This is a genomic window from Vannielia sp. SX4 (genome assembly GCF_052828525.1).
This window is the reverse complement of sequence record NZ_CM128247.1, coordinates 2128592-2155254: the sequence shown is the minus strand read 5'-3', so window position 1 is coordinate 2155254 and position 26663 is coordinate 2128592. Positions and strand designations below refer to the sequence as shown.

The window sequence follows — 26663 nt, the reverse complement described above, 5'->3', positions numbered from 1 at the left end:
GCCCCGCAATCTATGCGCACTTTGACGACCACCGAGGAGCTGGAGGCCTACTGCCAAACAGCGGCCACGGCCCCCTATATCACCGTCGATACCGAGTTCCTGCGGGAACGCACCTACTACTCCAAACTCTGCCTCGTGCAGCTTGCCCTCCCGGGCGACGGCGAGGCCGTGCTGGTGGACCCGATCCTCGGCGAAGACATGTCGCTTGAACCGCTCTACGAGCTGTTCCGCAACCGCGATGTGGTAAAGGTCTTCCACGCCGCGCGGCAGGATCTGGAGATCTTTTTCGTGGAAGGCGGGGTCATCCCCGAGCCGCTCTTCGACACGCAGGTCGCCGCCATGGTCTGCGGCTTCGGCGAGCAGGTCGGCTATGAGACACTTGTGAAGCGGATCGTGAAAGCACAGGTCGATAAATCCAGCCGATTCACCGACTGGTCGCGCCGCCCGCTGACCGATGCGCAGAAAGAATACGCCTTGGCCGACGTGACCCACCTGCGGGTCGTCTATGAGTATCTCGCAGCCGAACTGGCCAAAACCGGGCGCGCGCCATGGGTCGAGGAGGAGCTTGGCGTTCTGCTCAGCCCCGAGACCTACGTGATCCATCCAGATGAGGCCTGGAAGCGGGTCAAGACCCGCACAAACTCCGGACGTTTTCTTGCGATCGTCCGAGAACTCGCGCGCTTCCGTGAAGGCTATGCGCAGGCACGCAACGTGCCCCGCAACCGGGTCTTCAAGGATGATGCACTGCTTGAGCTTGCCTCGACAAAGCCCTCAAATGAAAAAGAACTTTCCCGATCCCGCCTCCTCCTGCGCGAAGCGCGCCGGGGCGAGATTGCCGAGGGAATCCTGACAGCGGTTTCGGCCGGGCTTGAAGCAGATCCCGAAAGCTTCCCCAAGGTCGACAGGCGGCGCGAGAAGCTGCAGGTCAATCCCGCTCTGGCTGATCTTCTCCGTGTGCTGCTCAAGGCAAAAGGCGAACGATTCAACGTCGCCCAGCGGCTCATCGCTTCTGCCGCCGAGCTGGATGAGATCGCCGCGGGCGAACGTGACATTCCGGCCATGAAGGGTTGGCGGCGCGAGGTCTTCGGTGAAGATGCCCTCAAGCTCTGCGAGGGGCGGGTCGCGCTGGCTCTCAAAGGCGAGAACGTTGAGATCGTCGAGCTCTAAACATCGGGCGTGGCCCATCCGGGCCGCGCTCCTTACCGCGCCAGCACCAACTCAGCTTTAAGCCCACCCAGCGCCTCGCTGTCGCCGAGGCGCAGTGTGCCGCCGTGGCTGCGCGCCACATCCAGCGCAATCGCCAGCCCGAGCCCGACCCCGCCACCTGCATCCTGATTGCGGGCCGCATCAAGCCGGGTAAAGGCCTTCACCGCTTCCTCCCGCCGCGCTTCAGGGATGCCCGGACCGTCGTCTTCCACCGTGAAGCGCACCATGCGCTCGCCCAGATCGACACTCAGCTTCGCCGTCTGCCCGTAGCGCCGCGCGTTTGAGAGCAGGTTGGTCAGCGCCCGCTCGACTGAAAGCGCCCGCACCGCAATCTCCTCCTCTCCTTCTCCACGCCGCTCAACCTCCACCCTGCCGCCCGCGCGCCGCGCCTTCTCGGCCACCTGTTCGGCAAGCTCCACCGCATTCACCGGCTCCGCCGCCTCTCCGGCCTCAGAGCGGACAAAGGCAAGAAACCCATCCAGCATGGCCTCCATCTCCGCCACATCGCGCCCTAGGTCTTCCACGTCGGCGCCATCGGCCTCGGCCAGAGACAGGCCCAGCTTCATCCGCGTCAGTGGCGTCCGCAGGTCGTGGCTCACGCCACTGAGCAGCATGGTGCGCTGCGCCGTCTGCCGCTCGATCCGTGCCCGCATGTCCAAAAACGCATGGCCCGCCGATCGCACTTCCACCGCGCCCGCGGGCTTGTAGGGTTCGATCCGGCCCCGGCCGAAAGCCTCCGCCGCCGCCGCAAGCCGCGTGATCGGTCGGAGCTGGTTGCGCAGGTAAATGAACGCCACAAGCGCCATCACGACACCGACGAACCCCATCAGCACCAGAAACTGATGCGGGTTGGAGGCGCTGACCCTTCGCCTGTCAAAACTGATGCCAAGCGGCCCGTGCCGGGTGCTGACCTGCAAAAGGACCCGACGGGAACTCTCCGAAAGGTCCACCGCCTCCACGCCCTCAAGCCCACGGCGCAGCTCGGCAATCACCGTCGCGCCAGACACATCGTAAAATGGCCGCCGAAACCCGTGCATCTCCTCCGCAGGCAGCGTCAATTCGAGCCGGAGCGCAGCAGCAAGCCCTGCAACTGATTGCAGGGCCGCCTCCGCATCGGGCGCCGCCTCGACCTCCTCGTTCAGGTGCCGCAATTCCAGCAGCAGCGAGTCGGTCATCTGCTGCGTCACATCCTCGAAGTGCCGCTGGATGAACACCACCGAAACCACGACCTGAAGCACAACGATAGGCAGAAGCAGGATCAGCGCGGCCCGGCCGTAGATCCCCTTTGGCATCGAGCGTTTCAACCACGAAAAATCCATGCCACAAGGTTACGGGCGGCAGGCAGGGAACGAAAGATGCAAAGCGAGACAGGCAAGCCCGTGGAGCTGGAGCCGGGCATCACCCGCGTGATCGCGCCCAACCCCTCCCCAATGACCCATTGGGGCACCAACAGCTACCTCGTCGGAGAAACGGAGCTGGTACTGATCGACCCCGGGCCGAACCTGCCCAGCCACGCCGAGGCGCTGCTCGCCGCGCTGAAGCCCGGTCAGACGATCTCCCACATCCTCTGCACCCACTCGCATCTCGACCACTCGCCGCTCGCCGCGCGCATGGCCGCCGAAACCGGTGCGCAAATCTACGCCTTCGGCACCCACTTCGACGGTCGCCGTCCGGTGATGCAAAGCCTCGCCGAAAGCGGCCTCGCAGGCGGCGGAGAAGGGATCGACGCCGATTTTGCCGCTGATATCCGCCTCGCCCATGGTGACGTGCTGGAGGGGCCTGGCTGGAGGCTCACCGCCCTCCACACACCCGGCCACATCGCCAACCATCTCAGTTTCGCGCTCGAGCGCCCCGAGGGCGAGGCCGTCTTTACCGGCGACCACGTGATGGGCTGGGCAAGCTCGCTCATCAGCCCCCCCGATGGCGACGTGAAAGCCTTCATGGCCTCCCTCGCCCTCCTCGCCGAGCGACCTTCCCGCGTCTACCACCCGGGCCACGGCGCGCCCATCACAGATCCCGCCGCGCGACTCACTTGGCTGGCCGACCATCGCCGCGCCCGCGAATCCCAGGTGCTCCAAGCCCTCGCCGCCGGCCCCGCTACCCCCGCAGAGCTCACCGCACGGGTCTACACCGACGTCCCGCCCGCCCTCCTCCCCGCCGCCGAGCGCAACCTCCTCGCCCAGCTCATCGCCCTGACCGAACAGGGCCTCGCAACCGCCAGCCCCACCCTTTCGGCCAGCGCCACATACGCCCTCGCGTAACGCCAGAAATTTTTCCGCAAAACCCTCTGGACGCCCCCCCGGCCCATTGCTAAAAGCCCGGCCAGTGTTCCGGCGTAGCTCAGCGGTAGAGCAGTTGACTGTTAATCAATTGGTCGTAGGTTCGATCCCTACCGCCGGAGCCAATTTCCCAAGTTTCTAAGGAAACTCCAGTATCTGCAGCCGTGCGACGTACGGCTAATTCGTCGCATGCGTTCCCGTTGAGCGAAGCCTGCTTGTGGAGTGCGCACTTCAGTATGGCCGCTACACCGATGGTCCTCCCAAAGGCCCATCGCCCATGCAGGCGGTCGCGACCACTTCGGCGCAAACAGAAACAATCCCCGGTCAAGTGTCTCATTGCGCCCGCGTCAGGGAATGTGGCAGGAAATTGTCTTAATTTTGTTGAAATATGGCGAAATTTCGCTCATTCTGAGGCACGTTTAGGCCTATTTCGAAAATTTTTTTCCACTGGGGGAGTTGTGATGTTTCCCAAGCCTCATGCCGTAGCGGCAGCGCTGCTCTGTCTCTCCGGTTCTGTCGCCACCGCTCCAGCAAGTCTTGCCGCCGAAGGCAAACGCTGCACGGGCTCCACGACCTACGCCTCGGTCGATGCCCTCTGCGGGTGCGCCGTTGTAACCCAGAGCTTCATCCGGCGCGTACAACGCAACCCGCAGTTCCCAGAGCTGTTGGGGGCCATTGAATCGCAATGTCCGAAACTCGCCATCGTGCTGACCGACCTGCCGACCGCGGCGATCGATCCGGAAAACGGCGATGGCAGTGATGGGCCGGGCGGGTCCGGAAGCACGGGCGGGGACGGTGGTGGCGATCCCGGGGATACCGGTGGCACCGATGGCAGCACTGATGAGGATGACACAGGCGACGGTGGGCCGGGCGGCGATACCGGTGACGGTGGCGGTGACCCTGGCGGCAGCTCCGGCAATCCCGGAAACGACAAGGATGTCGGGAAGGCCGGTGAAACTCCCAGCAAAGGAGATTGGGGCGGCGGCAGCAAAGGAAAATCCGATGGCGGCAAGGGTGGCGGCAAAGGGAAAGGCAAGGGCCACTGACCCCCTCGGGCCGGGGCAGCACGCCTCGGTGGCGACCTCACCGCATCATGGTGAACGCCGCGTGAATTTCAGGGGGCCGGCCGTGAAAGCGGCACAGCCCCCATGGCGGGAAAACGAGCAAGGCACATAACCTATCGGCATTACTTGACTTGTTTCCACGTGCCTCAAGGAGGATTTTCAATGACACGTTATCTGACCCGTACCTCGATTGTACTCACTGCAGCACTCGGTCTCGGCCTCATCGCGCCGAGCCAGTCGGCTGCCCAGCAGCGTTGCTCTGCCTTCACCGCCAGCGGCATGAGTTCTGCCGCCGAGCTCTGCGGCTGTGAGGTGGTGACCCAGGGCTTCCTGCGCAGCGTCACCCGGAAGGACAACTTTCCCGGCCTTCTGACCACTGTGCAGCAGCAGTGCCCGAAGCTCGGCGTCCTGCTCACCGACCTGCCCACCGCGGCCCCGGCCCCGGCAATCTCCAACCCGCCCAGCGGCCGTGGCCCCGTGACCACCGTCTCTGAACCGGAGCCCGAGGAGGAGCCGGAGCAGGAACCAGAGAAGTGCTACGATGACTACTACGACCAGGTTTAGGTCGAACCAAAGCTCAAGACCTTCTGAGAGCGACTTCGCCTAGCGGCTGGTAAAGCCAGAGACCCATCGGCGCGGATCGGCCGGGTCCTGCATCCGCAGGAACACGTAGCCGGTCTGCTGCCAGCCGCGCAGGCGATCTGTCTGGTTGTCGAGCACAACATCGCCGCCCGCGCTGCGGTAGATCAGCACCGCGTGAGACCGCCTCTGGCGGTCGAGCGCAGTCGCAATCAAAAGCCGTGCGGGCGCAACACCGCTGCGGATGAGTTCGCGCTTCTTGATGAGGGCAAAGTCCTCGCAGTCCCCGCCCCGTCGGGTGGGCAACGCCCAGTGCTCCTCGCGCGCATATTGGCTGCGGTCAGAGATTTCGCGGGTCGATGCGTTGACCGAGCGGTTGACGCGCTTGACGAGATCCATCTCGCGGGAGCGCTGCGCACCTGCACGGCCGTCACAAGCCCAGCTATATGTTGAACACAGCGCCTGTGCACCGCTAGGAGCCGGCGCAGCACGTGCCGCCACAAGAAAGCTGCCGCCCACAGTCGCCGCTGCCGGAAGTGCTGTTAGAGCCAGTACCGCTGCAAACGCAGCTCTCACGCTCCAGGAAAGACCTGACTTCATCTGCCACCTCAATAGCTGTTGTGCCGTTAATTCGGCATCTCGGCTCTGCTCAGTCAGAGACGAGGGCGCAGCCCTCAAGCCGCGCGGTCGTCCCTTTTATTGATCTTGAATGACTAACCTGGGCTTAATGCGCAAGGTTCCCGCAAAAACTGCAGCAATATGGGCGCAATCGCGCCACAGGCGGCTTCATAGCCCCTCCGGCACCATCAAGTCGCCAACCGGCCCCGCCTGATGGAGTTGCGCGCCGGTGACGGCCTGAAGCGCTTCAAACGTCAGGCCTGGGAGTTTCTCCCGCAGCACAAAGCGCCCCTCGACCACGTCAACCACCGAAAGAGAGGTGTAGATCCGGCTCACGCAGCCCACGCCTGTCAGCGGGTTGGCGCAGCGTTCCACCAGCTTCGGCGCCCCGGTCTTGGTCACATGCTCGGTCACCACCGCCACCCGCTTCGCGCCCGTCACCATATCCATCGCGCCACCCACCGCCGGCGTGCCCTTGTTGCCGATCCGCCAGTTGGCGAGGTCGCCGTTCTCGGCCACTTCGTAGGCGCCGAGCACGGCCAAATCGATATGTCCGCCGCGCACCATGGCGAAGCTGTCCGCATGGTGAAAGATGCTGGCCCCCGGGTTCAGCGTCACCGCCTTCTTGCCCGCATTGATCACATCCCAATCCTCCGCGCCCGCCTCCGGCGCAGGGCCCATCCCGAGGATGCCATTCTCGCTGTGATAGGTCACGTGGCGGCCCGCAGGCTGAAACTGCGCAACCATCTCCGGAAACCCGATACCGAGGTTCACATAGGCGCCGTCCGCGATGTCCTGCGCCGCCCTCCAGGCGATGCCCGCGCTGCTGAGCTTCTCCATCAGAACGCCTCCCCCGCCCGCACCAGTACCTCTTCCTGCGCGGGCTCCGGCACCTCGACCACGCGCGCCACGAAGATCCCCGGCGTCACCACCTGCTCTGGCGCAATCTCCCCCGGCCTCACCAGCCGAGACACTTGCGCAATTGTGCAGCCCGCCGCCATCGCCATGATGGGCGCAAAGTTCCGCGCCGCCAGGCGGTAGGTCAGGTTGCCATGGGCATCGCCCAGCTCGCCCTTCACCAGCGCCACATCCGCCTTCAGCCAGCGCTCGCGCAGATAGGCCCGCCCCTCGAATTCCTCCACCGGCTTGCCCTCCGCAAGCTCGGTCCCCACCCCCGTCGCGGTGTAAAACGCCGGAATGCCCGCGCCCCCGGCCCGGATCCGCTCGGCCAGCGTGCCCTGTGGCACCAACTCAAGCTCCACCTCGCCCGCCTCATAGCGCCGCTGGAAGGCCTGCGGCTGCGAGGAGCGCGGAAAGGAGCAGATCACCCTGGCCACCATCCCAGCATCCAGCATGGCTGCAATGCCCACTGCCCCGGTGCCCGCGTTGTTATTGACCACCGTCAGCTCGCCCGGATGCCCCGTCGCCCGAAACCGCGCCACTAGTGCATGGATCAGCTCCACCGGAATCCCCGAGCCGCCGAAGCCCGCGATCATCACCACCGCCCCGTCGGCAATATCGGCCACCGCCGCCTCAAGGCTTGCCACAGACTTGTCCATGCCGTCCTCCCTCGCCCGGACCCTAGCGGGCAAGGCGGCTCAGAAATAGCCCTTTTTCGGCGGTGCTCCATGGGGCGCAGGCATCAGCAGCGACCAAGGCGAGCCATCGCTGCCGCGCTCCTGCTTCACGCAGATCAGCGCCGGCTCATCCCGCTTGATTGCCGCCTTCAACGCCACCTCCAGCGCCTCCGGCGTATCGGCCCGCTCGGCATGCAGCCCAAAGCTCTTCGCCATCGCCACGAAATCCGGATTGCCCAGCTCCGCCCCCAGCCTGCGCCCCTCGTATTGCGTGTCCTGATCCCGCAGCACGTTGCCAAAGGCCCCGTTGTCGAAGACCACGACCACCACGCCGATCCCGTGCTGCGCCGCCGTCGCCATCTCCTGCGCCCCGAAGAGGAACCCCCCGTCGCCGGTCACCGCCACCACGGCTTTCTCCGGATTGGCCACCTTCACCCCCAGCGCGGTGTTGTAGCCGAACCCGAGGTTCTCCTGATACGCGCTCGTCACATAGGTCCGAGGCTCATAGACTGGAAAGGCAAACCGCGCCGTGAACCCCACCTGGCTGATCTCCTCCACGAAGAACCCGTCCCGCGGCAGCGCCGCCCGGATCGCCTTGAGAAAGCCCACCTGCGGCTGCACCTCCTCGATCTTCTCCTCAGCCGCCGCCCGCGCCGCGCCAATCGCCTCGCTCCGGTTGGGCCCCTGAGCAACGCGGCCCACGAGCGCCGCACAAGCCTCCGCCGCATCGCCCAGAACGAAAGCATCGGGCTTCAGCCGCACCGCCTCCGTTGGGTCGATGTCGATCCGCAGCACCTTCAGCCCCTCGGGCCGCCACTGCCAGCGCATGAAGGGTAACTCCAGCCGCGAGCCGATGCCGATCACAAGGTCGCAGTCACGATACAGATCATACCCCGCCACCATGTTCACACTCAGCGGATCATCCTCGGGGATCACCCCCTTGCCGGAGCGATGCGCCACCACCGGCACGCCCAGCTTGCGGGCCAGCGCGAGTACCTCTGCGCCCGCCTCCATCGCGCCGAAGCCGACGAAGATCATCGGGTTCTCGGCGGCGGCGATCATTTCGGCAGCATGCGCCACCTGCTCCTCATCGAGCGGCGGCGGCAGCACTTCCTCGCGCTCAAAGCCCCCGCGCACGGTCCCCTTGGCGGCCATCACATCCCACGGCGCCTCGATCGCAGCAGGCCCGCCCCGGCCCCGCGCCATCTCGCCAAAGGCCCGGCCCAGCATCCGCCCGGTCTCGCTCGCATGCTCCACCCGCCCCGCCCAGCGGGTGAAACTACCCAGCGTCGCAAGCTGGTCTGGCAACTCATGCAGCTGCCCCCGGCCCTGACCAATGAGGTTGGAAAAGATGTTGCCGGTGACGCACAGCACCGGCGTCCCCCCGGCATAGGCTGTGCTCACCGCAGCTCCCGCATTCAGCACCCCCGGCCCCGGCACCACGGTAAACACCCCCGGCTTGCCGGATGAGCGCGCATAGCCATAGGCCATGTAACCCGCCCCCTGCTCATGCCGCGTGTGGATAAACCGGATGCGCCCGGCCTCTCGCGCCAAAGCGTCGTTGAACGCGTACATATGTGCACCGGGTATGCCGAAAACCACCTCGGTCCCGGCCTCTGCCAGCCCAGCCGCCAGCGCCTCGCCCGTGGTCCGCTCCGCCTTGTTGCCGCTCATGCCGCCCTCCCTGGCCATTTCGTTCACATGTTAAGCATATTCCGCCGATCCCCACAAGGACCGTCGCGGCCTTCCTGCCACACCCCTTCATTTCGAGGCAAATCCAATATCCCCGCCCCATTTTGGTCACAATTGCGGCACCCAATATCCAGACAGAGGAGGCAAACTCCCACATGTGAGGCAGGAACCATCGCCGGGCAGCGCCCGTTGGGGTGGTGACACAGCAAAGGAAAAGGGCAATGGCACCGAAGAAATCCGCCAAGCCGGAGATGAAGACCGAAGAGCGCGCCGCCGACAAGCGCCAGCGCGAGAACAAGTCCGACATCTGGGATATTTCCCCCGATGCCGAGACAGACAAGCGGTACATCATCACCGACTGGGCCAGCATCTGACCCGCTGACACGACCTGTCAGCAGGGGCGGATCTCGCCCCTGTTCCGCGCCGAAACCCGGCGCTAAGTTGCGGCCATCATGGCCGACTCCCGCTCTCCCGTTTCCTCGATCCGCAATCTCGGCCCCGCAATGGAGGCCTCCTGTGCCCGTGCCGGTATCCACTCGGCCGAAGAGCTCGCGGCCTTAGGGACCGATGAAACCTACCGTCGCCTGCTGAAGAACGGTGCCCGCCCCCATTTCATTGCGTATTACGTAATAGAGATGGGCCTGCAGGGCCGCCCGTGGAACGACTGCAAGGGCAAGGAAAAGGAGCGCCTCCGTGCCCGCTTCGATGCCATCGTTGCAGACGCGCACGACCCCGGGCTTTCCGAACTTGAGCGTGTGCTCGACCAGATCGGCGTGCGCCCGCGCTGAGACGTACCCGATGTGAATACCCTTCACATTGGGCCCACTCGTCCCCATATACTCTATATGACCTCGCCAATGCCTCTCTCCGGCCCGGCCATCGACGCCGAAATCGCCGCGCTTCACCGCCTTGCCCGGCGGATGGACGCACTCGTCCGCGTGCCCGGCACCCAGATCGATGTGGGCCTCGACACATTCCTCGGCCTGATCCCCGTGGTCGGCGACACCCTCGCCGCCGCCCCCTCCGCCTATATCATCTGGAAGGCCCACCGACTGGGCGCCACACCCGGCGCCCTGGCCTACATGGGGTTCAACATGGCGCTCGACTGGTCAATCGGCTCGATCCCAGTCCTGGGCGACATCTTCGACGCTGCCTACAACGCCAACATCCGAAACGTGTGCCTGCTGGAGAAGAACCTCGCAAAACAGGCGACACTCGCCCGCGATGTGACCGTTCCCAGTTAACGCTCAAAGCAAAAAGGGCGCTCCGAAGAGCGCCCCTTGGCCGGCGAACATCTGTCCGCCATATCCCTTCGGCCTTAGCCGACCAGCTCAAGCCCGCTGAAGAAGAAGGCGATCTCCTGCGCGGCGGTCTCGGGGGCGTCCGAACCGTGCACCGAGTTCTCGCCAACCGACTCGGCGAATTCGGCACGGATGGTGCCCGGGGCCGCATCGGCAGGGTTGGTCGCGCCCATCACTTCGCGGTTCTTCAGGATGGCGCCCTCGCCTTCCAGCACCTGCACGACCACCGGCTCGGAGGCCATGAACTCGCAGAGCTCACCGTAGAACGGGCGCTCGGCGTGCACTTCGTAGAACTTGCCGGCCTGCTCCATCGAAAGCTTGATCCGCTTCTGGGCGACGATCCGCAGACCGGCCTCTTCGAACTTGGCGTTGATCTTGCCGGTCAGGTTGCGGCGGGTGGCATCGGGCTTGATGATGGAAAGCGTGCGTTCGGTGGCCATCTGGCATCTCCTTTATGTGCCGGGCGCTGGCCCGGTCCGAATTTCGCGGCTGCGGTAACACGCGGCATTCGGTTTTGAAAGCCCCCGAATGCGCCCTAGCTAAGCCGCATGAGCACCCCGCCCCTCCTGATCTTCGGCGCTGGCAGCATCGGCACCGCGCTCGCGCAGGCCGCCCTCGCCGCGCCCAAAGCTCCGCCCGTTCATGTCGTCACCCGTGGCACCGCGCCAGAAGGCACGACTGCCCATCATCTCGATCCGGATAACGAAACAGCCCTCGCGCAACTCGCCGAGGATCTGCCCGAGATTTCCGGCCTGCTCATCACCCTCGGCACGCTGCACACCGATAGCTACGCGCCGGAGAAGAGCCTCAAAGCCCTCGACCCAGCTGCAATGGCCGAGGTCTATCGCGTCAACGCCATCCTCCCCGCGACGATATTCAAACACTTCCTGCCGCGCCTGCCCCGCAAGGCCCCCGCCTTCGCCGCCGCGCTCTCCGCCCGCGTCGGCTCGATCTCCGACAACAACCTTGGCGGCTGGGTCAGCTACCGCGCGTCCAAGGCTGCGCTGAACCAGGTCATCCGCACCTTTTCCATCGAACTCGCCCGCACCCACCCTCAGGCGCGCCTCATCGGCCTCCACCCCGGCACCGTTGCCACCGCTCTGTCGCAGCCCTACCGCGGCAATGCCCCCAAGGTCTTCACGCCATCGGAGAGTGCCGCCCACCTCTGGCGCACCATCGCGGCTACCACCCCGGACGACAGCGGCAAGCTCTTTGCATGGGACGGTAAGGAGATCACGCCTTGATCCATGGCCCCTGGCCCCCTATCAAGCACCGCCTTGAAAACACCGGGAAATATGATGAAAGCACAGATCGCCGCCACCGCCGCCCTGCTCACGCTCTCTGCCTGTATGAGCGGCGCGCCTGTCACCCAAGCGCCCGTCACTGCCCGCGCGAAACACGCCAGCATCAATGACCGTATCCTCGGCTTCTCCGAGCCGGTCCTGCGCAGCTATGTGGGCAAGGGTTCCAAGCGCAAGGAAGTCGTCGGCGCCCGCTGCACCCTCGACAGCGCCGAATTCACCATGCCGCCGCTGACCACCCCGGTCACCCTGCGCCTGCCCGAGTTGAAAGGGAAGCCGACGCCCCTGCGCATCTCGTGCCAAAGCGCCTCTGGCGAGGGTGATGCGGTGATCCAGCCGCAGATTCAGGGCACCGTTGTCGCAGGCGCATCGCCGGTGGGCATCGTTGCCGCCATTGCCACCTCCGCGATCGTCGCCTCGCGCGATAAGTGGGGCTGGGGCAACAACGGCGCCGCACTCGACGTGACGCTCGAGTAACCTGCCTTTCGATGCCTATGGAACTGCCGCGCGGGCTCTGCTAGGCCCGCGCCATGCTGCGCATTTCCGATATATCCTTTGCCATGGAAGGCCGACCACTCTTCGAGCACGCCTCCGCGACCATCCCCGAGGGCCACAAGGTCGGCCTCGTCGGGCGCAACGGCACGGGCAAAACCACCCTCTTCCGCCTGATCCGCGGTGAACTCGCGCTTGAGGGTGGCGACATCTCCTACCCCACCCGCGCCCGCATCGGGGGCGTGGCACAGGAAGCGCCGGCAACCGACGACTCGCTGCTCACCACCGTTCTGGCCGCCGACACCGAGCGCGCCGCCCTGCTGGCTGAGGCCGAAACCGCCACCGACCCCCACCGCATTGCCGAGGTGCAAACCCGGCTGGCCGATATCGACGCATGGTCTGCCGAAGCCCGCGCCGCCTCCATCCTCTCCGGCCTCGGCTTCTCGCACGAAGACCAGCAGCGCCCCTGCGCCGATTTCTCCGGCGGCTGGCGGATGCGCGTGGCCCTCGCCGCCGTGCTCTTTTCGCAGCCGGACCTGCTGCTACTCGACGAGCCGACCAACTACCTCGACCTCGAAGGCGCGCTCTGGCTCGAAAGCTATCTCGCCCGCTACCCGCACACCGTCATTGTAATTTCGCATGACAGGGGCCTGCTCAACCGCGCCGTCGGGGGGATCCTGCACCTCGAAGACCGCAAGCTGACCTTCTACCAAGGCAACTACGACAGCTTTGCCGAGACCCGCGCCGCCCGCCTCGCGGTGGCCGAGGCCGAAAACCGCAAGCAAGAGGCCCGCCGCGCGCACCTGCAAAGCTTCGTGGACCGTTTCCGCGCCAAGGCCTCCAAAGCCGTACAGGCGCAAAGCCGCCTCAAGATGCTCGCCCGCCTCAAGCCCATCAGCACGCCGCAGGAAGCCGCGCTGAAGGTCTTCACTTTCCCCGAGCCCGAAGAGCTCTCGCCCCCCATCGTCAACATGGAAGGCGCCGCCGTCGGCTACGATGGCACGCCCGTCCTGCAACGCCTGAGCCTGCGCATCAATCAAGACGACCGCATCGCCCTGCTAGGCCGCAACGGTCAGGGCAAATCCACCCTCTCCAAGCTGCTCGCCGGCAAACTCGAGGCTCTCTCCGGTCGAATGATCTCGGCCCGCAAGCTCCGCATCGGCTACTTCGCCCAGCACCAACTCGACGAGCTGCGCCCCGAAGAGACCCCGCTCGAGCACCTGCGCCGGATGAAGCCCGATGAGCTGCCCGGCAAGCATCGCGCCCGGCTGGCTGGCTTCGGTGTCATGGCGGCGCAGGCAGAAACCCCCGTGGGCAAACTCTCCGGTGGCCAGAAGGCGCGGCTCTCCCTGCTCATAGCCACGCTCGAAGCCCCCCACATGCTCATCCTTGATGAGCCGACCAACCACCTCGACATGGAAAGCCGCGAGGCTCTGGTCGAGGCCCTCACTGCCTACACCGGCGCCGTGGTGCTCGTGAGCCACGACATGCACCTGCTGAGCCACGTGGCTGATCGGCTCTGGCTGGTCGATGGCGGCACCGTCAAACCCTTTGACGAAGATCTCGAAGCCTACCGCCGCCTGCTCCTCGCCACGCCCGAGAAGCCCAGCAAGGAGAAGGAAAAGCCCAAACCCGCCAAACGGGTGAGCCAGGCCGATATCCAGGCCCTCCGGTCGGAGCTGAAGAAGGCCGAAGCCCGCGTCGCCAAACTGGAAGAGATGCGCGACAAACTCGCCACCAAGCTGGCCGACCCCGATCTTTACGAAGACGCCCGCAAGGGCGAGCTCGCCACCTGGAACGCCAAATACGCCGAGGTTATGGAAGGGCTGGAGCGCGCCGAAGCGATCTGGATGAGCGTCGGCGAAAAGCTCGAAAACGCGCAAGACGCCGCTTGAGGCGCTGCCTCAACTCGACCCTGCAAGACACTGCGAATAAAAGAAAAACCCCGCGCCGTGCAGCGCGGGGCCTGAATTTTTCGTAGGCTGGAATAGCCCGCCTCTTAGAGGCCGAGCGCTTCCTTGACCTTGTCGAGCGCGCCGGTCAGCGCCTCGGGGTTGTCCTTGGCGGCTTCGACGGCCTTCACAAGGGCAGTTTTCTGGAAGTCACCAAGATCGGATCCTTCGATCATCTCGGTCACCTTCTCCAGGTCAAAGCCTTCGGCGGTGAGCGCGGTCAGGTCCATGCCCTCTGCAGCCTCGCCCGCGGCATCAGCCGTGGCTTCGGCGGCGGCAGTGGCGCCTTCGGCAGCTTCCGTCGTGGTGTCGGCGGCTGCATCGGTCGCGCCGTCCACAGCCTCGGCGGCCTCACCCATTGCCTCGGATGCGGCTTCCATCGACTCAGACGCCGCTTGCATCGCCTCGGCTGCGGCCTCGGTCGCGCCCTCTTCGGCAGCGTCCACGGCATCGGCAGCCTGTTCCATCGCGGCCTCGGCTGCATCGCCCGCAGCCTCCACGGCAGTCGCGGTCTCGTCCACCACTTCCTCGGCGGTCTCGGCCGCCGCATCCGCAGCGCCTTCCACGGCTTCCATCGCGTCGCCAGCCGCCTCTTCGGCGGCCTCGGTCACCGCATCGGCAGCCTCGGTGGTTTCCTCGACCACCTCTTCAACGGCCTCCTCGATGGCGCTCTCGCCCTCGGCAGCTGCCTCTTCGGTGGTCTCTTCAACGGCTTCCTCGGTGGACTCGGCAGTCTCTTCAGCCGTCTCCACTGCCTCTTCGGTTGCTTCAGTGGCCTCAGCCGCGGCCTCGGTGGCCTCGGGCGCCGGTTCATCGCCGCTCTGGGTGGCGTAAATGTAGCCGCCGATGGCGAGTGCGGCCACAACGACGCCGCCGATCATCTTGTTATCCATAGGGTAATTCCTTGTCCCACACTTGCCTTTCAAAAGGCCCGCCCCATCATATGACATCCCCTGCCGGAATGAAAAGCGCGTTTGCGGCAGTGCGGCATAACCCGCGCCGCTCCGCCGAAACCCGCGCAGATGCGTTTCGCTGTGCCCTTGCCCCGCAATCCGCTTGAACCGCGCCCATGCGCCGTCTATTTTGCCGCCCATTCAACCCAAGGCTTCCACAGGAGATATCCCATAGCCCGCAGACCCCACAACGCCCCGCCGGTGCGTGACACAGGCCCCCGCGTGAACGATCGCATCACGGCCTCCGAAATCCGGCTCATCGGACACGAAGGACAGAACGTGGGCGTGGTCACGCCCCAGCGCGCGATGGAGCTCGCCGAACAGGTCGGTCTCGACCTCGTCGAGATCTCGCCCAACGCGACCCCGCCCGTTTGCAAGATCATGGATTTCGGCAAGTACAAGTACGAGACCCAGAAGAAGGAAGCCGAGGCGCGGAAGAAGCAGAAGATCATCGAGATCAAGGAAATCAAGTTCCGCCCCAACACCGACACGCATGACTACGACGTCAAAATGCGCAACGTGTTCAAGTTCCTTGAGAACGGCGACAAGGTGAAGATCACCCTGCGCTTCCGGGGCCGGGAGATGGCGCACCAGGATGTGGGCCGGGCTCTGCTTGAGCGGGTCGCGGATGACATCAAGGAAATCGGCAAGATCGAGTCGATGCCCAAGATGGAAGGCCGCCAGATGGTGATGATGATCAACCCGCTGCCCAAGTAAGGCAGACTTTCAGAGATACGATCAGGGCGGCCCGGTGCCGCCCTTTTTCATGGGTGACCTATCCGCTGTGCGCATTACTAGCGCGCGCCCTACCACGCCTCCCGAGGCTGCGGCCTGATCGGGATCTCCTTCAGCAAACCACCAACCCCCATCTCGGCAAACTCCTCCGGCCCCGGCGGCAAGCCGCAGGCCACCCGCTCCAGCACCCAATCCGCCCCGTTGAGCGCAGGCGAGCGGGCGCAACCCGGCAGACCAATCACGGGCATCTCGCCGAGAGCGCCGAGAAACAGCAAGTTCCCCGGGTCCACCGGCATCCCGAAGCGCTCCACACTGCCCCCAGCCTGCCGCAGCCCCTGCGGGGCCACGTCATGCGCGTCCGATGTGGCTGACCCGGTCAGGATCAACGCAAGGTCCGCCTCCGCCGCGCGGAGCGCCGCAGCCACCGCGCCGGTCTCATGCGGCACCACCTCCACGGCGGCCACCGCGATTCCCAGCGCCTTCAGCCGCCCTTCCACCGCCGCGCGGCCCTTCTCGGTGATCGAAGGCTTCTGCCCCGGCACCTCCGTCAGCACCACCACGGCCCGCTCCAGCACAACCGGAGCCAGCCGCATCGCGCCCTCTGCCGCAGCCACCGCCGCCTCCAGCGCCGCCCCCTGCACCGCGTAGGGGATCACCTTGACCGTCCCCGCCAGCAGCCCCGGCGTGACCCGCGTGTAGGGCGCAAGCGTTGCCAGCGTCAGCCCCGGGTCCACCGCATTGATGGCGCGCACCTTCGCGGCATCCACCACCAGCACCCCCGGCCCCCTCGCCTTGAAGTTCACCCGCCCGGTATGCGCGGCAGTCAACTTCAACCCGCTGCCCTTCACCGCCCTTGCCAGCGCCTCCGCCGCCACGTCCTCGGCCACGTCGCCCGGCTCCAGCCGCGCCACGATCACCTCGGCCAACCCCTCGGCCTCCAGCGCCGCCACCGCCTCCGCACCGAGCACCGCGCCCTTCTTCAGCATCCGTCCGCCCGCGCGCACCGAATGCGCCAGCACCGCGCCCTCGGCCTCGCCAACAGGAACTGGCCCAAACTTCACTTGCGGCCCCGCAGCACCTCGGTCACCTGCGCCAGCACCGAAACGGCAATCTCCGCCGGGCTCTTCGCGCCGATATTCAGGCCGACTGGCGCGTGGATACGGGCGATATCAGCCTCGAATGCTCCCGCCGCCTTCAGCCGATCCACCCGCTTGCCGTGGGTCCGGGTCGAGCCAAGGCACCCGAGGTAGAAGCAATCGGAGGCCAGTGCCGCCGCAATCGCGGGGTCGTCGATCTTGGGATCGTGGGTCAGCGTCACCACCGCCGTACGGGCATCGAGCCCCCAGGCGGCCAGCGCCTCATCGGGCCAGTCATGGCTGATCGTGGTCTCGGGAAAGCGCTCGGGCGTGGCAAAGGCTTCGCGCGGGTCCACGATGAAAGGGTCATAGCCCGCCATGCGCGCCATCGGCACGAGGAACTGGGCAATATGCACCGCCCCCACCACCGCCATCCGCAGCGGCGGGTTGTGAATGCCCACAAAGGTCTTGCCGTCTTCCTCGAACCCGGAGCGGTCCGCCCGGAACCGCTCTTCCAAGCCGTCCGGGCCCTGCACTCGCGCGCCCCAGCTTTCGGTATCCACCACGTAGGCAACCGGGCGCCGCGCCTCGATCGCCCCAACCACCTCGGCCAGAGCCGCCTCGCTCATGCCCGCGCCCACCGGCTGAACCATCACGCGGATCGTGCCCCCACAGGCGAGGCCCACGTGGAACGCCTCGTCATCGCTCACGCCATAGGTCAGCAGCTTGCTCTGCCCTGTCTCCAAGGCCTCGAACGCCTCAGCTACCACTGCGCCCTCAACGCAACCACCCGAAACCGAGCCCTCAAGTTCCCCGGCCCCGGAAATCGCCAGATGTGCCCCCACGGGCCGCGGCGCAGAGCCCCATGTCTCGACGACCGTGGCCAGAACTGCGCCCTTGCCAGCCTGATGCCAAGCCAGTGCCACGCCTGGGATATTGTCGGAAATCTCAGCCATCATGCGGCCCTCCTCGCCGGCAGAACCTAGCACGCCAATAACAAATGTCTCGCCCACCTTGGTCGCATCCTCGCCCCCGACAAAACAAAGAGACGGACCCCGAAGGGCCCGCCTCTCCACTCGTTAACCGAAGGGTCACGAAATAAGGGGGTTACGACCCGCTCGCGATCAGCGGGGTGATCCGGCGCACCGCAGCACGGCGGTTGGCGCGTTCGTCATCCAGCGTCTTCACCTTCAGGTCGCTTTCACCATAGCCTTGAACCACGAGGTTCTCCGGCGGCACGTCGAAATACTCGGTCAGTGCCAACGCCACGCTCTCAGCGCGGCGGTCAGACAGGGCAAGGTTGAAGGCCGCATTGCCCACCGCATCGGTGTGCCCTTCCACGAGGAACACCTCACCGGGGTTCTCTTCCACGTAGGCGGCAATGAGATTGCCAAGCTCGCTCAGCTCCTCTGCCTCCTGCGGGTCGATCACGGCAGACCCGGTGCGGAAGTTGATCGCATCGAGGTCAATCGCCGGGGCCAGCTTACGGACCCGCTCGATGTTGCGCACCTGATAGAGCGCAAAGCGGCGGTCGGCAGCGCTCTTGGTCGAGAGCACGGCCCGCAAGGTCTCTGCATCGGTACCTGCGTCCACTTCGGCCTCGGCCACCGGATCGGGCAGCGCGGCCACGTCGACGGGTTCGACATCGGCGGTATCGTCGATCAGCACCGTGCGGTTGCCCTCGGCATCCACCCGGATACGGCGCAGAACGCGCAGCTCGGGGTCGCGGATGGTGATGATCTGCACGCCGTTCTCACGCGTCACGATCGTGCGGGTCGAGCCATCTTGGAAGGTCTCGCGGCGCACCGTGGAGCCCGGGCGTTCGATCAGCTCGTTGTCATCGCGGATCACGCGATACCGGCCATCTTCCAACACAACCACACGGTCGTCCGATTTGGTCACGACCTGCGCATCGCCATTGCCTTCAAGAGCTTTGCCGACAACAACGGCACCCAAGCCCACGAGAAGAGCCTTCTCGAGGTCGCTCAGCCCGCCATCATCGTCATTGCTGGCGCTGGCAGAAGCGGAGGTATCGGCCTTCGCGCCCGTCACCTTGTCGAGAAACTCTTCCGAGCTGGAGCGTGCGCTCTCTTCGGTCACCGTGGTCTCTTCCACATCGGCAGCTTCGGCAGTCTCATCCGTCGCGGCAGAGGCTTCAGGCGCCTCGGTCTCGGCTGCAGCTGCCTGCTCTTCAGGGTCAGCTTCTTCGGCGGACTGGGCCTCAATCGCCTTCGCGATCTCTGCTACAACATCCGGCACAGCGGGGTTGGCTTCAGCATCGGCCTCGGCTTCCGCCTCCGCTTCGGCAGTCATCTCTGCCTCGGGCGCAGCCTCGGCTTCGGCTTCTGCGGCGTCTTCCTCCGCCTCTTCGGGCGTGGCAACATCATTGCCCGTCACCTCGTTGAGGGCTTCCTGAAGCGCGCTGCCGCTGTCGTCACCTTCTGCGGTAGCCTCAGCTTCGGCTTCAACCTCGGGTTCTGCTTCCGCCTCTGCGGTCACTTCCGCTTCCGGCTCAATTTCGGCGTCTGCAGTCGCCTCAACTTCCGGCTCAGCTTCGGCCTCTGCCTCGGCAGTCGCTTCAGCTTCCGCCTCCACCTCCGGCTCAGCCTCAGCCGTCACATCAGCTTCGACCTCGGCCTCCGCATCGGCAGCCACTTCGGCTTCAGCAGGCTCTTCGGCGGCATCATCACCGGTCACGGCGTCGAGTGCCTTCTCGAGAACGCCTTTCTCTTCGGTTTCCACCTCGGCTGCGGCAGCAGCTTCGCCACCCAGCTCTTCGGCGGTCGGCTCGGCCTCTACGGCCATGACAACCTCGGCTTCCGTCACGCCCATCTCTTCCAGCTCGGCGACGGTCATGCAGAGCTCAGGGGCGGCGGGGTCGAAATTGCTCACGATTACGGCATCGCTCGATGCGCCACCGTCGAGCGCTGCCTGCTGCTCGTCGTTGAGGGTCAGGCCAAGCTCGTCGGCCACCTCGGCAGAGATGCCGATGGTGCCTGCCTCGCAGCGGTCAACCACCTGCTGCGCCGGCGCAACGGCCGGAATAGAAAGGGAAATTGCGGCGACGAGGGCCGTTGTATTGCGGAACTTCGCAGACATGTCGACTGCTCCTCCAATGGGGTTATCGTTGGGGCCACAACGCGGCCCCTGCCCCACGGGTTCCGCCTAGCCGTGCTGCAGCATCTGCATCAGCCGCGCTTTTTCACCGCCGCCATCCTCGCGCGAAAGCGCCTGTGCCAGCGCCTCCAGCGAGGCGATGTTGTGGCCAGCACGAAAACTGCTGACATGCGGCAGCATCGCCGCGATCCCCGCAGCTTTCGGGGCAAAGCCATCCCAGCGCAGCAAGGGGTTCACCCAGATGAGCCGCCGGGCCGAAAGGCCAAGCCGCTCCATCTCGCGGGCCAAATCCTCCGGCGCGCCCCGGTCCAGCCCGTCAGTGATCAGCAGCACCACCGCGCCACGGCTGAGCACCCGGCGCGACCAATCGCGGTTGAACTCATGCAGGCACGCGCCAATCCGGGTGCCGCCCTCCCAATCCTGCGCCTCCGCCCCCGCAGCGGCGAGGGCGGCATCCACATCGCGCGTCGCCAGATGTCGGGTGATGTTCGTCAGCCGGGTGCCAAAGGTGAACCCATGCACGCGCGCCCAGCCCGCTCCCTTGGTATTGGCTGCAGCGTGAAGAAAATGCAAAACGAGGCGGCTGTATTGGCTCATGGAACCTGAGATATCGCAAAGCGCCACGAGATCCGGCCAGCGCTGCACCCGGTTCTTCGTGGCAAAGTCATGCACCTCGCCGCCCCGCCGAAGGGCGGCCCGCATGGTCGCACGCCAGTCCGCCACACGCCCCTGCGCATCCGCCCGCGTTCGGCGGCTCACCAGCGGGCGCACGGGTAGCTCGATCCGGGCAATCACCCGCTTGGCCTCGGCCACCTCCGCCGTGCTCATCTGTTCGAAATCCAGCGTCTTCAGCCGCTCCTCGCCGGAGGCCGTGGCCGAGGCATCGATCTCGATCTTCTGCTCTTCATCGCTCTCGGGGATCTCGGGCGCCTCGCGCTCAACCCCGTCCAGCAGCGCCTCCGCCGCGCGCTTCTCGGCCGCCTGCGCCGCCTTCTCCTCCTGCACCCCGCGCACCGAGGGGAGCATCAAGCTCATCATGTGCTCCATGTAACGCGGATCGCGCCAGTACAGCCGGAAGATCTGCGCAAAAACCGCGCGCTGCTCAGGTCGGCTGACAAAGCAGGCCTGAAGCGCGTGGTAAAAATCCGCACGGCTGGTGAACCCCGCCGCCTCGACGGCCCGCACCGCATCGATCACCCGGCCGGGGCCAATCGGCAACCCGGCCTTGCGAAGCGCCCGCGCAAACCAGGTGATATTCTCCACCAGGCGCGGGTGCTCGGGTATATCAAGCGGCGCGAGCCCTTCCACCGCTTACCAGCTCAGTGCCTGGGCGTAGTTCATCCAGACATAGTAGTTCACCCGCATCAGCGAGCGGTTGTTCTCGGGGATCGCCTCGATCCGGGGCTGGCGCAGGTATTCTTCCTTCACCCGCACCGGGTCATTGCCGTATCCGGCCACGCCCAGCGCCAGAAAGCGGCGCCAGCGCGGCTCTAGCCCAAGGTCCACCGTGCGCGGCTCCTCGACGCCGATCACCAGCAGCACGCCGGTGATGGCCCCCGGCACAAGGCACTGGTCACGGGATTCGGTCGGCGGATTGCGCAGCGTCTCCAGCACCCGGTCGCGGTGATACTCGTACCACTGCTGCCGCGCCTGATGCATGACGGCCCGGTTGACCTGCCCCTGCATGAAGCTGGCAAACATGTCGACAGCCCCGCCGACCCCCTTGCCCAGCGCGTCGTTTTCCAAACCCATCTCACAATCCTTTCAATGACTTCCCTGCCTCGATACAGGCGGCAGATGACAAAGAAATTTCACACTGCTCAGGCAGGGGCAAGCTCTGCCCGCACCTCGTCGAGGATACGCGAGGCCTCGCCGCCCTGGAGGCGGGCGATGTCGTCCTGATACTTCAGGATCGCGCCGATGGTGTCGGCAATGGTCTCGGGGCTAATCGTCAACACATCCAGCGCGAGCAGGCACTTCGCCCAGTCGATTGTCTCGGCCACGCCCGGCTTCTTGAACAGATCTTCCGTCCGAAGTTTCTGCACAAATGCCACGATCTCGCGGCTCAAGGCCTCTGCCGCCTCCGGCGCACGGGCATGCAGGATTTCCAGCTCGCGGTCAAAGCTGGGGTAGTCGACCCAGTGGTAGAGGCACCGGCGCTTCAGCGCGTCATGCACCTCCCGCGTGCGGTTGGAGGTCAAGATCACGATGGGCGGCTCCGGCGCGGCAATGGTGCCCAGCTCGGGGATCGTCACTTGAAAATCGCTGAGCGCCTCCAAAAGGAACGCCTCGAACGGCTCGTCAGTCCGGTCCAGCTCGTCGATCAGCAGCACCGGCGCGCCGCCCGGCTGCGGGCGCATCGCCTCCAGCAGGGGCCGCGCAATCAAGTAATCCTCAGTGAAAAGCTCACTCTTCAGCGCATCCCGGTCCGCCCCGCCACTGGCTTCCGCCGTGCGGATGGCGATCATCTGTTCCGCGAAGTTCCACTCGTAGACCGCGCTCGAGGCATCCAGCCCCTCGTAGCATTGCAGCCGGATCAACCGGCGGCCCAGCGCGGCGGCAATCGCCTTGGCGATCTCGGTCTTGCCCACGCCCGCCTCGCCTTCAAGGAACAGCGGCCGCCCGAGTTTGAGGCTCAAAAACACCACCGTCGCCAGCGCCCGCCCGCAGACATAATCCTGCGCCGCCAGTGCCTGCTGCACCTCGTCGATCGAATTGAGTGATGTCATCCGGCCCGGTCCTCCTCTGCGGGCCCATGCTGCATGGCCCATGCCCAGTTGCAAGGGCGACCAAAGCACCACGGTGTCGCGGCCCCGCCCGATCTCCACAACAAAAAAGGGCGCGCCCAGCAGAGCGCGCCCCTTGTTCTCAATGGCCTGACGGCTCAGTGCGCCACGGCACTTCCGCCTTCGCCACCCTTGGCAGCGGCAGCCGCAGCAGCGGCGGCCTCCTCGGCGGCCTCATCCCATTCAATCGCTTCGGGCTCACGTACCAGAGCGTGCTTCAGCACGTCGCGCACGTGGGTCACGGGGATGATCTCCAGCCCCTCCTTCACGTTGTCGGGGATGTCGCGCAGGTCCTTTTCGTTCTCTTCCGGAATCAGCACCGTCTTGATGCCGCCCCGGAGTGCCGCAAGAAGCTTTTCCTTCAGCCCGCCAATGGCGGTGGCGTTGCCCCGCAGCGTGACCTCGCCGGTCATGGCGATATCCCTGCGCACCGGGATCTGGGTCAGCACCGAGACGATGGCAGTCACCATCGCGAGGCCGGCGGAAGGCCCGTCCTTCGGGGTCGCCCCGTCCGGCACGTGCACGTGAATGTCCCACCGCTCGAACTGCGGCGGCTTCACCCCGATCTGCGGGCTGATCGAGCGCACGTAGCTCGATGCGGCCTCAATCGACTCCTTCATCACGTCGCCCAGCTTGCCGGTGGTCTTCATCCGGCCCTTGCCGGGCAGCTTGAGGGCTTCGATCGAGAGCAGGTCACCCCCCACGGAGGTCCATGCAAGGCCCGTCACCACGCCGATCTGGTCTTCCATCTCCGCAAGACCATACCGGTGCCGTTTGACGCCGAGATAGTCCTCGAGGTCCTCGATGCCGATCTCCACCTTCTCGTCCTTCTTTCGGACGATCCGGGTCACCGCTTTACGGGCCAGCTTCGCCAGCTCGCGCTCGAGGTTCCGCACGCCCGCCTCGCGGGTGTAGCGGCGGATGATCTCGGTCAGCGCCTCATCGTCGAGCGAGAACTCGGCCTTCTTCAGCCCGTGGTTCTTCTTCTGCTTCTCGATCAGGTGCTGCTTGGCGATCTCGCGCTTCTCGTCCTCGGTGTAACCGGCAAGGCTGATGATCTCCATCCGGTCCAGCAGCGGCCCCGGCATGTTGTAGGAGTTCGCCGTGGTCAGGAACATCACGTTCGAGAGGTCGTATTCCACCTCAAGATAGTGGTCCACGAAGGTGCCGTTCTGCTCCGGGTCGAGCACTTCGAGCATCGCCGACGCCGGATCACCGCGGAAGTCCTGCCCCATCTTGTCGATCTCGTCGAGCAGGATGAGCGGGTTGGTGGTCTTAGCCTTCTTCAGCGCCTGAATGATCTTGCCGGGCATCGAACCAATGTAGGTCCGGCGGTGGCCGCGGATCTCGGACTCGTCGCGCACGCCACCCAGCGAGATGCGGATAAACTCACGCCCCGTAGCCTTTGCCACCGACTTGCCGAGCGACGTTTTACCCACGCCCGGAGGGCCGACGAGGCAGAGGATCGGCCCCTTCAGCTTCTTCGAGCGCTGTTGCACGGCGAGGTATTCGACGATCCGCTCTTTCACCTTCTCCAGCCCGTAGTGATCCTCGTCGAGGATCTTCTCGGCGCGACCAAGGTCCTTCTTCACGCGGCTCTTCACACCCCACGGAATGCTCAGCATCCAGTCGAGGTAGTTGCGCACCACAGTCGCCTCGGCGCTCATTGGGCTCATGTTCTTGAGCTTCTTGATCTCGGCGTCGGCCTTTTCGCGGGCTTCCTTGCTGAGCTTGGTCTCGGCGACCTTCGCCTCCAGCTCGGCGACCTCGTTCTGGCCTTCCTCGCCGTCGCCCAGTTCCTTCTGAATGGCCTTCATCTGCTCATTCAGATAGTACTCGCGCTGGGTGCGCTCCATCTGGCTCTTCACGCGGGTCTTGATCTTCTTCTCGACCTGCAGAACGCTCATCTCGCCCTGCATCAGGCCATAGACCTTCTCAAGACGCTCGGCCACGTTGAGGGTTTCCAGCAGCTCCTGCTTCTGGTCCACCTCCACGCCCAGATGGCCGCTGACGAGGTCAGCCAGCTTGTCAGCCGCCTCGGCCTCGGCCACGGCGGCCAGCGCCTCCTCGGGGATGTTCTTCTTCACCTTCGCATAGCGCTCGAACTCCTCGGCCACGGAGCCGGTGAGCGCGCGCACGGTCTCTTCATCGCCCGGCATCTCGGTGAGCAGGGCGGCGGAGGCCTCGAAGTATTCGTCGTTTTCCAGATATTCCTCGATCCGCACCCGCTTGCGGCCCTCGACCAGCACCTTCACGGTGCCATCGGGCAGCTTCAACAGTTGCAGAACGTTCGCCAGCACCCCGGCCTTGTAGATGCCATCGGTGGTCGGTTCGTCCACGCTGGGGTCGATCTGGGAGGCCAGCAGGATCTGCTTGTCATCCCCCATCACCTCTTCCAGCGCCCGCACGGACTTTTCCCGCCCTACGAAGAGCGGGACGATCATGTGCGGAAACACCACGATGTCGCGCAGCGGCAGCACAGGGTAGGATTGGCTCAATTGCTCGTGCATGTCAGTTCCTTGTTATTGGCAAGGAGGCACCGGCCCCAGCCTGTTTTCAGGCGTATCGCGGCAGCCACGGCCCCCTCCGGTATGCTTCATCAATTGGGGCCTTCTGCCCGCAATTCAAGCGCACCCGTTCCAGCCCCTCCATCCTGCCCCCCACGGCCAGCAGGCACAAGCGCGGATCGTCCCGTATTTTACCCGTAAAATCGGTCCGAATTGCCTGTTTTCAGCACATATTTAGCCCAATCCCTTGGAATGACCGGATTTGTCATTGATCGGAGGGGCGGGCATTCACATACTCTGCCCATATTGATCAAAAATTTGTTCGAGCCTTTGCCATGATGAACATGCCCGCGGCCCGCGTGACCGACATCCATTCCTGCGCGATGTGTCCCTCCGGCCCCATTCTGCCCCCTGCCGGGCTTACCGTTCTGGTCGGCAACTTGCCCCAGGCCCGCATGACCGACATTTGCGTGTGCATCCCCCCGCCCCCCTTTGGCCCCGGCGACGTGATCCTCACCGGCTCGCCAACCGTGCTGGTGCAGGGCCTGCCCGCCTCCCGCATGTCCGACCTCACCGTGAAGGGCGGGGTCATCACCACCGGCCTGCCTACCGTGCTCATCGGCATGGTCGGCATCTCCATCCCCGACCTCGCCGCCGGCTTCGGTGCCTTCATGCTCCAGCTGGTCATCGATTTCGCCCACACGGTGTGGGACGGCGTGACCCAAGGCTTCGACGCGGGCCTGATCAACAACGACTGGTGCAAGTTCCTCGCCATCAAATGGACACCGGGCGCCAAGAGCGAGGGCTGGCTCGGCTCCTTCACCGGCAAGGTCGAGTTCCGTCTCTTCGAGCTGAACGGCGTCGGCACAATCAACCTGCCTGTCATAGGCCAGGTCGGCGGCGCCGGGCAGCTGCAATACTGGGCGGTCGATCTCGGCCTCTCCGGCGGGCTCGTCCACGGCGTCGACGCTCATGGCCAGGCCAAGTTCGTCGGCCTCGGCGGCAAAGGCTCGGTCTTTGCCGGTGATCCCAACAACCCCTACGTCGAGATCGGCGCAGGCGGCGCGATTGCCCAAGCCGAGGCCGCAGGCGACGTTGCGGTCGGCGAAGGCGGCGATGTCACCGGTCTGCAACTGCGCGGCAAAGCCTCTGCCGAGGGCGCGGCCGCGGAGGTCTTCGGCGAGTTGAACTCCCCGCCCGATCAGTATGGCAACACAAGCAGCCTGCGCGGCAAGGCCGGCGGTGGTGCCTTCTCTGGCGGCGGCGAACTCGGCGGCTGGGGCGTGCAAGACAAGACCACCGGGCGCAACCACATTGGCGGTGTCGGCGAGGTCCATGCTGGCGCGGGTGTCGAAGGCGGGCTCGATTTCAGCTACGGGCCGCCCTACACCAGCCGCGAAGGCCGCAAACTCTGATCGGAGCCGCCCC

At 65.3% G+C, this 26663-nt stretch carries 26 protein-coding genes and 1 tRNA gene; 13 read left to right on the top strand and 14 right to left on the bottom strand.

Annotated features, from left to right (window positions below):
- Nucleotides 1-12 precede the first annotated feature (12 nt).
- A complete protein-coding gene (rnd, locus tag ACUXVX_RS10560; protein ID WP_446308277.1) occupies nucleotides 13-1167 on the top strand; it encodes a ribonuclease D in 1155 nt (384 codons plus the stop codon).
- Between the two features lie 32 nt (nucleotides 1168-1199).
- Here rnd and ACUXVX_RS10555 read toward each other — a convergent pair whose 3' ends face one another.
- The gene (locus ACUXVX_RS10555; protein ID WP_446308276.1) at nucleotides 1200-2525 is read right to left on the bottom strand and encodes an ATP-binding protein; all 1326 of its coding nucleotides are present in this window, start codon (nucleotides 2523-2525) and stop codon (nucleotides 1200-1202) included.
- Between the two features lie 36 nt (nucleotides 2526-2561).
- On the opposite strand from ACUXVX_RS10555, the gene ACUXVX_RS10550 reads away from it, so the two are divergent.
- From ACUXVX_RS10550 to ACUXVX_RS10535, 4 genes are all read left to right on the top strand, one after another.
- Nucleotides 2562-3467 carry an MBL fold metallo-hydrolase gene (locus ACUXVX_RS10550; RefSeq protein WP_446308275.1) on the top strand — a complete coding sequence of 302 codons (906 nt, stop codon included), beginning with the start codon at nucleotides 2562-2564 and terminating at the stop codon, nucleotides 3465-3467.
- A gap of 68 nt (nucleotides 3468-3535) precedes the next feature.
- Nucleotides 3536-3610, top strand: a tRNA-Asn gene (locus tag ACUXVX_RS10545).
- Nucleotides 3611-3946: 336 nt separating this feature from the next.
- A complete protein-coding gene (locus ACUXVX_RS10540; RefSeq protein WP_446308274.1) occupies nucleotides 3947-4531 on the top strand; it encodes a hypothetical protein in 585 nt (194 codons plus the stop codon).
- A gap of 180 nt (nucleotides 4532-4711) precedes the next feature.
- Nucleotides 4712-5113, top strand: a complete 402-nt coding sequence (locus tag ACUXVX_RS10535; RefSeq protein ID WP_222469591.1) for a hypothetical protein — start codon at nucleotides 4712-4714, stop codon at nucleotides 5111-5113.
- A 39-nt stretch (nucleotides 5114-5152) separates the two neighbouring features.
- On the opposite strand, the gene ACUXVX_RS10530 is transcribed toward ACUXVX_RS10535, so the two are convergent.
- The 4 genes from ACUXVX_RS10530 to ACUXVX_RS10515 all read right to left on the bottom strand — a co-directional run bounded on the left by ACUXVX_RS10530 (nucleotide 5153) and on the right by ACUXVX_RS10515 (nucleotide 8997).
- Complete coding sequence (locus ACUXVX_RS10530) at nucleotides 5153-5728, bottom strand: transglutaminase-like cysteine peptidase (protein WP_446308273.1); 576 nt, start codon at nucleotides 5726-5728, stop codon at nucleotides 5153-5155.
- 186 nt (nucleotides 5729-5914) lie between these two features.
- Nucleotides 5915-6586 (bottom strand): 3-oxoacid CoA-transferase subunit B, encoded by a 672-nt coding sequence (locus ACUXVX_RS10525; protein ID WP_446308272.1) that lies wholly within the window; start codon nucleotides 6584-6586, stop codon nucleotides 5915-5917.
- Nucleotides 6586-7305, bottom strand: a complete 720-nt coding sequence (locus ACUXVX_RS10520) for a 3-oxoacid CoA-transferase subunit A (RefSeq protein WP_446308271.1) — start codon at nucleotides 7303-7305, stop codon at nucleotides 6586-6588. Before ACUXVX_RS10520 ends, ACUXVX_RS10525 begins: the two co-directional genes overlap by 1 nt.
- Before the next feature lie 39 nt (nucleotides 7306-7344).
- Nucleotides 7345-8997 (bottom strand): thiamine pyrophosphate-dependent enzyme, encoded by a 1653-nt coding sequence (locus ACUXVX_RS10515; RefSeq protein ID WP_446308270.1) that lies wholly within the window; start codon nucleotides 8995-8997, stop codon nucleotides 7345-7347.
- A gap of 239 nt (nucleotides 8998-9236) precedes the next feature.
- Between ACUXVX_RS10515 and ACUXVX_RS10510 the strand changes: the two genes are divergently transcribed.
- From ACUXVX_RS10510 to ACUXVX_RS10500, 3 genes are all read left to right on the top strand, one after another.
- The gene (locus tag ACUXVX_RS10510; protein ID WP_222469596.1) at nucleotides 9237-9389 is read left to right on the top strand and encodes a hypothetical protein; all 153 of its coding nucleotides are present in this window, start codon (nucleotides 9237-9239) and stop codon (nucleotides 9387-9389) included.
- 78 nt (nucleotides 9390-9467) lie between these two features.
- Entirely contained in the window at nucleotides 9468-9803 is a 336-nt protein-coding gene (locus ACUXVX_RS10505; RefSeq protein ID WP_446308269.1) for a TfoX/Sxy family DNA transformation protein, read from the top strand.
- 57 nt (nucleotides 9804-9860) lie between these two features.
- Nucleotides 9861-10259: a DUF4112 domain-containing protein gene (locus tag ACUXVX_RS10500; protein WP_446308268.1), complete on the top strand. Its 399-nt coding sequence runs from the start codon at nucleotides 9861-9863 to the stop codon at nucleotides 10257-10259.
- 74 nt (nucleotides 10260-10333) lie between these two features.
- Here the strand turns inward: ACUXVX_RS10500 and ndk are convergent, their stop codons facing one another.
- Nucleotides 10334-10756, bottom strand: a complete 423-nt coding sequence (ndk, locus tag ACUXVX_RS10495) for a nucleoside-diphosphate kinase (protein WP_222469598.1) — start codon at nucleotides 10754-10756, stop codon at nucleotides 10334-10336.
- 108 nt (nucleotides 10757-10864) lie between these two features.
- Between ndk and ACUXVX_RS10490 the strand changes: the two genes are divergently transcribed.
- The 3 genes from ACUXVX_RS10490 to ACUXVX_RS10480 are packed head-to-tail and all read left to right on the top strand — an operon-like array spanning nucleotide 10865 to nucleotide 14004.
- On the top strand, nucleotides 10865-11560 hold the full coding sequence (locus ACUXVX_RS10490; RefSeq protein ID WP_446308267.1) for an SDR family NAD(P)-dependent oxidoreductase: 696 nt from the start codon (nucleotides 10865-10867) through the stop codon (nucleotides 11558-11560).
- A 51-nt stretch (nucleotides 11561-11611) separates the two neighbouring features.
- Complete coding sequence (locus ACUXVX_RS10485; RefSeq protein ID WP_222469600.1) at nucleotides 11612-12094, top strand: hypothetical protein; 483 nt, start codon at nucleotides 11612-11614, stop codon at nucleotides 12092-12094.
- Between the two features lie 53 nt (nucleotides 12095-12147).
- Entirely contained in the window at nucleotides 12148-14004 is a 1857-nt protein-coding gene (locus ACUXVX_RS10480; protein ID WP_446308266.1) for an ABC-F family ATP-binding cassette domain-containing protein, read from the top strand.
- Nucleotides 14005-14108: 104 nt separating this feature from the next.
- On the opposite strand, the gene ACUXVX_RS10475 is transcribed toward ACUXVX_RS10480, so the two are convergent.
- Entirely contained in the window at nucleotides 14109-14954 is an 846-nt protein-coding gene (locus ACUXVX_RS10475; RefSeq protein WP_446308265.1) for a translation initiation factor 3, read from the bottom strand.
- A gap of 282 nt (nucleotides 14955-15236) precedes the next feature.
- On the opposite strand from ACUXVX_RS10475, the gene infC reads away from it, so the two are divergent.
- Entirely contained in the window at nucleotides 15237-15731 is a 495-nt protein-coding gene (gene infC / locus ACUXVX_RS10470; RefSeq protein WP_315898484.1) for a translation initiation factor IF-3, read from the top strand.
- 89 nt (nucleotides 15732-15820) lie between these two features.
- Here infC and ACUXVX_RS10465 read toward each other — a convergent pair whose 3' ends face one another.
- The 7 genes from ACUXVX_RS10465 to lon form a co-directional block, all read right to left on the bottom strand.
- Nucleotides 15821-16810 (bottom strand): molybdopterin-binding protein, encoded by a 990-nt coding sequence (locus ACUXVX_RS10465; RefSeq protein ID WP_446308264.1) that lies wholly within the window; start codon nucleotides 16808-16810, stop codon nucleotides 15821-15823.
- Complete coding sequence (locus ACUXVX_RS10460) at nucleotides 16807-17784, bottom strand: XdhC family protein (RefSeq protein ID WP_446308263.1); 978 nt, start codon at nucleotides 17782-17784, stop codon at nucleotides 16807-16809. The genes ACUXVX_RS10465 and ACUXVX_RS10460 overlap by 4 nt, the downstream gene beginning before the upstream one ends.
- Nucleotides 17785-17932: 148 nt before the next feature.
- Nucleotides 17933-19924 (bottom strand): OmpA family protein, encoded by a 1992-nt coding sequence (locus ACUXVX_RS10455; RefSeq protein ID WP_446311484.1) that lies wholly within the window; start codon nucleotides 19922-19924, stop codon nucleotides 17933-17935.
- Nucleotides 19925-19990: 66 nt separating this feature from the next.
- Nucleotides 19991-21205 carry a vWA domain-containing protein gene (locus tag ACUXVX_RS10450; protein ID WP_446311483.1) on the bottom strand — a complete coding sequence of 405 codons (1215 nt, stop codon included), beginning with the start codon at nucleotides 21203-21205 and terminating at the stop codon, nucleotides 19991-19993.
- A 48-nt stretch (nucleotides 21206-21253) separates the two neighbouring features.
- Entirely contained in the window at nucleotides 21254-21694 is a 441-nt protein-coding gene (locus tag ACUXVX_RS10445; RefSeq protein WP_222492476.1) for a hypothetical protein, read from the bottom strand.
- A 68-nt stretch (nucleotides 21695-21762) separates the two neighbouring features.
- Entirely contained in the window at nucleotides 21763-22671 is a 909-nt protein-coding gene (locus ACUXVX_RS10440; protein ID WP_222469607.1) for an AAA family ATPase, read from the bottom strand.
- 155 nt (nucleotides 22672-22826) lie between these two features.
- The gene (gene lon / locus ACUXVX_RS10435; RefSeq protein WP_222492470.1) at nucleotides 22827-25238 is read right to left on the bottom strand and encodes an endopeptidase La; all 2412 of its coding nucleotides are present in this window, start codon (nucleotides 25236-25238) and stop codon (nucleotides 22827-22829) included.
- A gap of 332 nt (nucleotides 25239-25570) precedes the next feature.
- On the opposite strand from lon, the gene ACUXVX_RS10430 reads away from it, so the two are divergent.
- On the top strand, nucleotides 25571-26650 hold the full coding sequence (locus ACUXVX_RS10430; RefSeq protein WP_446311482.1) for a PAAR domain-containing protein: 1080 nt from the start codon (nucleotides 25571-25573) through the stop codon (nucleotides 26648-26650).
- Nucleotides 26651-26663: the final 13 nt, after the last annotated feature.